Source organism: Microcystis sp. M53598_WE2 (genome assembly GCF_030067735.1).
GTDB classification, from domain to species: domain Bacteria; phylum Cyanobacteriota; class Cyanobacteriia; order Cyanobacteriales; family Microcystaceae; genus Microcystis; species Microcystis aeruginosa.
In genome coordinates, this window is the sequence record NZ_JASJFE010001048.1 from 1 (window position 1) to 1,664 (window position 1,664).

The window sequence follows — 1,664 nt, forward strand, 5'->3', positions numbered from 1 at the left end:
GATTGCCTCTGACTGGAAAGAGGGTGTGGGGTGTGGGGTGTGGGGTGTGGGGTGTAGGGAAGGAAACCTCTTTCATCTGTGGGGGTGAAAATTTTTTCATCGGGACTGACTTGAAAGAGGCGGTCGGCAGGGGGCAGGAGGGAAAAGTACCGTTTTGGGGAGTCAGTCGTCGATAACAAACTAGGCTACACTCTATGGGAGAAACCCGATGACTAACTTGATTATTTCGCAAAAATATGGCTAAAAAGCTCGATTTTGTTATTCCCGCCGTCGGTGGAGTCACAGGAGCCAATTTATCTGCTTGTCTGGGAAATATTGGCTTAGTCGGCGGATTTGGCGGTATAAGCGTCGGTTTAGTGGGAATGACGGGGATTGGCATCCTGACAAGTTCGGCAATTTATGCCAGTCTGCAAGGACTAGAAACAAACGATCACAATGTCGGGTTAGCTTTGGGAATAGGAAGCCTTGGCGGAATCGGTATCTACTCTACCTTTGGGGGTGTGGGAGTCGCAGTTAAAGGTACAGCTTTCGGTGTTGGTGTCGGTTCTATGGCAATCGCTGGCGGCCTAGTCGGGTTAGGAATCTACGGAGTGATGAAAATGTTATCTCCCACCTACTCCGACAATAATTTTTATAGCAATCTAGAATTTTTTGATCGCATTACTAGAGAGTACGAAGAAGCTTTATTTTGGCAAGAAGTTACGGGAAAATATAAAAATCTAGAGGCAGAACTACAGGGACTTTTAGAAGAAGTATCTATTCAGGAAAATCAACAGTTATATTCTACAGAAATTACTATGCCAGAGCGTTTATCTTGGCAGTGTTTCCAAACTCTTAAAGGTCATCAGGCAAATATTGGGGCGATCGATGTTAGTCCTGATGGTAAAATTATCGCTAGTGCGGGAGAAGATCAAACCATAAAACTTTGGCAGCGAGAAACGGGTAAATTAATTTATTCCTTTGTGGGAGTTAATGAACCGCTCCAAACTCTGGCGATAAGTCCTAACGGTAAATCGATCATTGCTGGTGGATTGGATGGCAGAATTAGTCAGTGGCAATTAGACACTAAGCAGTATAAAAGTAGTTTTTTCGCTCGTGTAAATGCTCCCGATAGCCACGATGGTGTCATTTTACAATTAGCTTTTGCTGCCAATGAAAGATTTATTGTTAGTGCTAGTAATGACAAAACTCTGCGAATCTGGGGTTATTATACAGGAGAATTGCAGCGAACTTTAATCGGTCATGAGGAGGCAGTTAATACCTGTGCTATTAGTCCCGATAGCCAAATTATTGCTAGTGGTAGTGATGATAAAACTATTAAATTATGGCGATTTGATAATAGTTATGCTTATCAAACTTTTATCGGTGACAGGGCAGCCGTTAACAGTTGGCTCTTCTCAAATTTGTGTGATAATTTTTGCTTATGTAAGGTTAAATGCTTACTGGTCAGGACTTTTAGGACTATTTTGAAAGAAGAAACTATCAGTATAGACCTCGTTTCCACACAGAAACCAGAAGAGCCATAAATGAACAACACTATGTTAAGGAATGTAAAAGAGGCGGTTTTCGCTGCTGCATACAGCTTTCTACCCTATTTACAAAACTTTATACAGCAGCGAAAACTTATGTCCGACTACTTAAACCAGAAGTATCTGGTATAATGC

Annotated in this window: 1 protein-coding gene; it reads left to right on the forward strand. The window is 42.1% G+C overall.

Features of this window, described 5'->3' with window-relative positions; translation table 11 throughout:
• Positions 1-236: 236 nt before the first annotated feature.
• On the forward strand, positions 237-1,526 hold the full coding sequence (locus PX636_RS21445; RefSeq protein WP_288118777.1) for a WD40 repeat domain-containing protein: 1,290 nt from the start codon (positions 237-239) through the stop codon (positions 1,524-1,526).
• Positions 1,527-1,664: the final 138 nt, after the last annotated feature.